Source organism: Mycobacterium sp., assembly GCF_049802695.1.
Taxonomy (GTDB): domain Bacteria; phylum Actinomycetota; class Actinomycetes; order Mycobacteriales; family Mycobacteriaceae; genus Mycobacterium.
Window position 1 is genome coordinate 1 of the sequence record NZ_JBARMY010000218.1, and the last position, 5,084, is coordinate 5,084.

Here is a 5,084-nt window from a genome sequence, read left to right on the forward strand (position 1 = left end):
GCCACTGCCCGACGGTGCCCGGCTCCAGCGCGCCCCCGCGCACGTCGAAGCCCTCGTCGACCTCCGGTTCGACCGCGGCCAGCGTCTCGAACAGCCGGTCGCGCAGCACCCGGAACTCGAGATGGTCGAAGAGCCGGTGGATCTCGTCGCGATCCCACGGTTGCATCCGCAGGGTGTCCGGCGTCTGCGCCAGCGGAACGTCGCGCACGAGGTCGGTCAGTTCCCGGTTGCGCACCACGCCGGCCAGGTGTGCGCGCAGCGCGTCACCCACTTTGCCGCGCACCGAATCGACGTTGTCGACCAGCGATTGCAGGGAGCCGTACTCGGCGATCCACTTGGTCGCCGTCTTCTCGCCAACCCCGGGAATGCCGGGCAGGTTGTCGCTTGGGTCCCCGCGCAGCGCCGCAAAGTCCGGGTACTGGCTGGGCGTCAGTCCGTACTTCTCGACGACGGCCTCGGGGGTGAAGCGGGTGAGCTCGCTGACCCCTTTGCGGGGATACAGCACCGTGACGTCGTCGCTGACCAGTTGCAGCGAGTCGCGGTCACCGCTGACCACCAACACGCGGTATCCCTCGTGCTCGGCCTGGGTGGCCAGCGTCGCAATCAAGTCGTCGGCTTCGAAGCCGGGCTTCGCAAGTACTGAAATGCCCAGCGCGACAAGGACTTCCTTGGTAACGTCGATCTGACCGTGAAACTCGTCAGGAGTCGTCGACCGGTTCGCTTTGTACTCCGGGTAGCGCTCGGAGCGAAACGTCTGGCGTGACACATCGAACGCCGCGGCCACATGCGTCGGCGATTCATCCCGCAGCAGGTTGATCAGCATGGCGGTGAATCCGTAGACCGCGTTGGTGGTCAGGCCGCCCCGGGTCTTGAAGTTTTCCGCGGGCAGCGCGTAAAACGCCCGGTAGGCCAGCGAATTGCCGTCCAGCAGCATCAGAGTCGGCTTCTGGTCAGCGGGCTTGCCGGCTTGCGCCGTGGGGCTGGCGGTCCTCGCTGGGCTCACGGGCTCAACTCTAGGCATCGGCTCCGACATGGCGGGCCGCGGCACCGAACTGAAACACGTTTCAGTTTTCCCACTGCAATCGGTACGCTGACCGGGTGCCAGCAGTCAGTCACCGGGAACCGGCCGTCGACGGATGGTTCGCCAGCGATCCCGCCGGCGTCCCGCATTTGATCGGCAGCCATTGTCCCGAATGCGGCACTTACGTCTTTCCGCCCCGCCTGAACAACTGCCCTAACCCGGCCTGCGACGGCGACGCACTCGATCAGGTGCCGCTGTCACGGCGCGGCACCCTGTGGAGCTACACCGAGAACCGCTATGCGCCGCCCCCGCCCTATCCGGCAACTGACCCGTTCACCCCGTTCGCCGTCGCTGCGGTGGAACTGCCCGACGAGGGCCTGATCGTCCTCGGCAAGGTGGAGGACGGCACGCTGGCGGCCGATCTGAAGGTCGGCATGGCGATGGAGCTGACGACCATCCCGCTGTACGTCGACGACGACGGAGTCGAGCGCATCGTCTACGGGTGGAGGCGCGCCGGTGACGATGCAGAGCGAAGCGATGCTGAGGAGCGGCGCCGATGAGCCGCGCCGGTGACGATGCAGAGCGAAGCGATGCTGAGGAGCGGCGCCGATGACCCCGGACCCGGTCTACATCCTGGGCGCCGGCATGCACCCGTGGGGCAAGTGGGGCACCGACTTCACCGAGTACGGGGTGACCGCCGCGCGGGCCGCGCTGAACGAGGCCGGGTTGGACTGGCGGCAGATCCAAATGGTGGCCGGCGCCGATACCATCCGCAACGGCTACCCCGGCTTCGTCGCCGGTGCCACGTTCGCACAGAAGCTGGGCTGGAACGGTGTCCCGGTTAGCTCCAGCTACGCCGCCTGCGCCAGTGGCTCGCAGGCCCTGCAAAGCGCCCGCGCGCAGATCCTGGCCGGTTTCTGCGATGTGGCGCTGGTGATCGGCGCTGACACCACCCCGAAGGGCTTTTTCGCCCCGGTCGGCGGTGAACGCAAAAACGATCCCGACTGGCAGCGGTTCCACCTGATCGGCGCCACCAATCCGGTCTACTTCGCGCTGCTGGCGCGGCGCCGAATGGACCTCTACGGTGCCACCCTCGAAGACTTCGCGCAGGTCAAGGTCAAGAACGCCCGGCATGGCCTGCAGAACCCCAATGCCCGGTTCCGCAAGGAGGTTTCGATCGAGGACGTGCTGGCCAGTCCGGTGGTCGCCGAGCCGCTGCGGCTACTGGACATCTGCGCCACCTCGGACGGCGCAGCGGCACTCATCGTCGCCAGCGCCGCGTTCGCCCGGCAGCACCTGGGGTCCCTAAACGGTGTGCCGTCGGTGCGCGCCGTCAGCACGGTGACGCCCCGCTACCCTCAACACCTGCCCGAATTGCCGGACATTGCAACGGACTCCACCGCCGTGGTGCCCGCGCCGGATCGGGTGTTCAAAGACCAGATCCTCGACGCCGCGTACGCGGAGGCCGGGATCGCGCCCAAGGATCTGAGCCTGGCCGAGGTTTACGACCTGTCGACGGCGCTGGAGCTCGATTGGTACGAGCATCTGGGCCTGTGTGCCCGGGGCGAGGCCGAGGCGCTGCTGCGCAGTGGCGAGACCGCCGTCGGCGGCAGGATCCCGGTCAACCCGTCCGGCGGGCTGGCCTGCTTCGGCGAAGCGATCCCGGCGCAGGCGATCGCCCAGGTGTGTGAGCTCAACTGGCAATTGCGCGGCCAGGCCACCGGCCACCAGGTCGAGGGCGCCACGGTGGGCGTCACAGCCAACCAAGGCTTATTCGGGCACGGCTCGTCGGTGATCGTCGCGCGCTAGCAACCGGCCGGTGCCGCGAGTGTGCGCAGTCGTACGTCTGCGGCGGCGTGTCGTTGTACAGACACTCAGTGTCATGGTGGCTATGCCGCGTTCGTGGTGGTTGGGTCTGGATCACCCGGTGTTTGGCTCTCACAAACACTGCCGCCTTGGGGTTGGCGTTCGTGCGTTGTGCCGACATCGGGTGTGAAGGACCGACCGGCGTGACTTGATAGGAGCGTGGCATCGCCCCGACTGAGATGTGTCCGCCGGCCGGCCCAACCATCACCTCTTCGAGTCGAAGGAGGCAACCACCATGGTTGTTGTTGGAGCCGATGTGCACAAGCGCACCCACACGTTCGTCGCCGTGGACGAGGTCGGGCGCATATTGGGCGAGAAAGTCGTGCCCGCCACGACGGTCGGTCATCACAAGGCACTGCTGTGGGCGCGCGAGCAGTTCGGCGCTGAGCTGCTGTGGGGAATCGAGGACTGTCGGCCGTTGTCGGCTCGGCTTGAGCGTGACCTGCTCGGCGCCGGCCAGAAAGTCGTGCGGGTGGCGCCGAAGTTGATGGCCCAGGCGCGGGCCTCGGCACGCACTCGCGGCAAATCTGATCCCATCGATGCGCTGGCGGTGGCCCGGGCGGTGTTGCGTGAACCTGACCTGCCGGTCGCCTCGCATGACACGGTGTCGCGCGAGTTGAAGCTGTTGGTCGATCGCCGCGAAGACCTTGTCACTCAACGGACCTCGACGATCAACCGGCTGCGCATGCGCATCCACGAACTCGACCCAGCCCACGCTCCGGCGTTGAGCTCGCTGCATCGAGCCAACCCGCGTCGAGTCCTGAGCGACTGGCTGGCCACCCAGCCCGGCCTGCTGGCCGAACTCGCCCGCGACGAGCTGGCCGACATCGAAAGACTCACCCAAGCTATTGACGCTTTGGCTGTCCGCATCGGCGAACGCATTGAGGTGGCCGCTCCCACCCTGCTGACACTGCACGGTTGCGGTGATCTGACGGCAGCCAAACTCGTCGCCGAAACCGCCGGCGTGGCCAGATTCAAAAGCGAACCCGCCTTCGCCCGTCACGCCGGAGTTGCGCCCATCCCCGTCTGGTCGGGCAATACCGCCGGACGAGTCCGCATGACCCGCTCGGGCAACCGACAACTCAACACCGCCCTGCACCGCATCGCCATCACCCAGATCCGCCTCACCGGCAGCCCCGGCCATACCTACTACCGCAAACGCATCGCCTCGGGTAACTCCTCCACCGAAGCGTTGCGCTGCCTCAAACGCCGCCTGGCCCGCATCGTCTTCACCCGCCTGCAAGCCGACCAGACCTGGCAGACAGCGGCCTAAACCCGCCACTTGACATAGGAGCAACGCACGGTCGTGGTCAGGTCTTCGTGTCCTGCGGCGGGTCGAGCGTTTCCAGCACCACTTCGGCCACCCGCTTCATGGTGGTGCGCCGGTCCATCGCGGCGCGCTGGATCCACTTGAACGCCTCGGGCTCGGTCATTCCCTGGTTGGCCTGCAGCAGGCCTTTGGCTCGTTCGACGAGCTTGCGGGTTTCCAGCCGGTCGGACAGCGTCGCAACTTCGCGTTCCAGCGCCGTGACCTCGCCGAACCGGCTGACTGCCAGTTCAATGGCCGGAATGAGGTCGCTGACGGAAAACGGCTTGACCAGATACGCCATCGCCCCGGCGTCCCGCGCACGTTCGACGAGGTCGCGCTGGCTGAACGCGGTCAGCACGACGATCGGGGCGATGCGCTTGCTGGCGATCTCCGACGCGGCGTCGATGCCGTCGCGGCGCGGCATTTTGACGTCCATGATCACCAGATCGGGCTTGTGCTGTTCGGCCAGTTCGACGGCCTCCTGCCCGTCGCCGGCCTCGCCGACGATCTCGTAGCCCTCTTCGCGCAGCATTTCAGCCAGATCAAGCCGGATGAGCGCCTCGTCTTCGACGATCAGCACGCGGCGTCCGGCGGGGGCTTCGGCATCGGTGGTTGAGCCGGTCATGAAGCCATTGTCCCGTGCGCTTCACCGATCAGCGACCGCGGGGTTGATGGACGGTGCGGCGATCCGCATCCTTTATGGTGGGAGGCCGGCACCGGGAGGCTGTAACCGGGCACCGCCCTCGTATCCCAACTGGCAGAGGAAACGGACTCAAAACCCGTCCAGTGTGGGTTCGAATCCCACCGAGGGCACTCAAACTGTAGGAGCGCTAGCGCAGGTAGACAGCGTTTCGGTGTTTGCTAGATCGCGGTATCACCCCCTCGTGC

General features: G+C 66.7%; 5 protein-coding genes and 1 tRNA gene. 4 read left to right on the forward strand and 2 right to left on the reverse strand.

The window, feature by feature from the left end; all coding sequences use genetic code 11:
• Window positions 1-1,021: 5'-3' exonuclease (locus tag WA317_RS08895; RefSeq protein WP_425172681.1), on the reverse strand; the 1,021-nt coding region annotated here is incomplete at its 3' end.
• A 77-nt stretch (window positions 1,022-1,098) separates the two neighbouring features.
• Between WA317_RS08895 and WA317_RS08900 the strand changes: the two genes are divergently transcribed.
• The 3 genes from WA317_RS08900 (at window position 1,099) to WA317_RS08910 (ending at window position 4,160) form a co-directional block, all read left to right on the forward strand.
• Window positions 1,099-1,581, forward strand: a complete 483-nt coding sequence (locus WA317_RS08900; protein WP_425172682.1) for a Zn-ribbon domain-containing OB-fold protein — start codon at window positions 1,099-1,101, stop codon at window positions 1,579-1,581.
• A 49-nt stretch (window positions 1,582-1,630) separates the two neighbouring features.
• A complete protein-coding gene (locus WA317_RS08905; protein ID WP_425172683.1) occupies window positions 1,631-2,830 on the forward strand; it encodes a lipid-transfer protein in 1,200 nt (399 codons plus the stop codon).
• Between the two features lie 292 nt (window positions 2,831-3,122).
• The gene (locus WA317_RS08910; protein WP_425172684.1) at window positions 3,123-4,160 is read left to right on the forward strand and encodes an IS110 family transposase; all 1,038 of its coding nucleotides are present in this window, start codon (window positions 3,123-3,125) and stop codon (window positions 4,158-4,160) included.
• Window positions 4,161-4,197: 37 nt separating this feature from the next.
• On the opposite strand, the gene WA317_RS08915 is transcribed toward WA317_RS08910, so the two are convergent.
• On the reverse strand, window positions 4,198-4,821 hold the full coding sequence (locus WA317_RS08915) for an ANTAR domain-containing response regulator (protein WP_425172685.1): 624 nt from the start codon (window positions 4,819-4,821) through the stop codon (window positions 4,198-4,200).
• Window positions 4,822-4,935: 114 nt separating this feature from the next.
• On the opposite strand from WA317_RS08915, the gene WA317_RS08920 reads away from it, so the two are divergent.
• A tRNA-Leu gene (locus tag WA317_RS08920) sits at window positions 4,936-5,009 on the forward strand.
• Window positions 5,010-5,084: the final 75 nt, after the last annotated feature.

Excerpts from the sequence above, each read along its gene's own strand:
- WA317_RS08905 (WP_425172683.1), top strand. The coding sequence starts at position 1,631 with ATGACCCCGGACCCGGTCTACATCCTGGGCGCCGGCATGCACCCGTGG.
- WA317_RS08910 (WP_425172684.1), top strand. The coding sequence starts at position 3,123 with ATGGTTGTTGTTGGAGCCGATGTGCACAAGCGCACCCACACGTTCGTC.
- WA317_RS08915 (WP_425172685.1), bottom strand. The coding sequence starts at position 4,821 with ATGACCGGCTCAACCACCGATGCCGAAGCCCCCGCCGGACGCCGCGTG.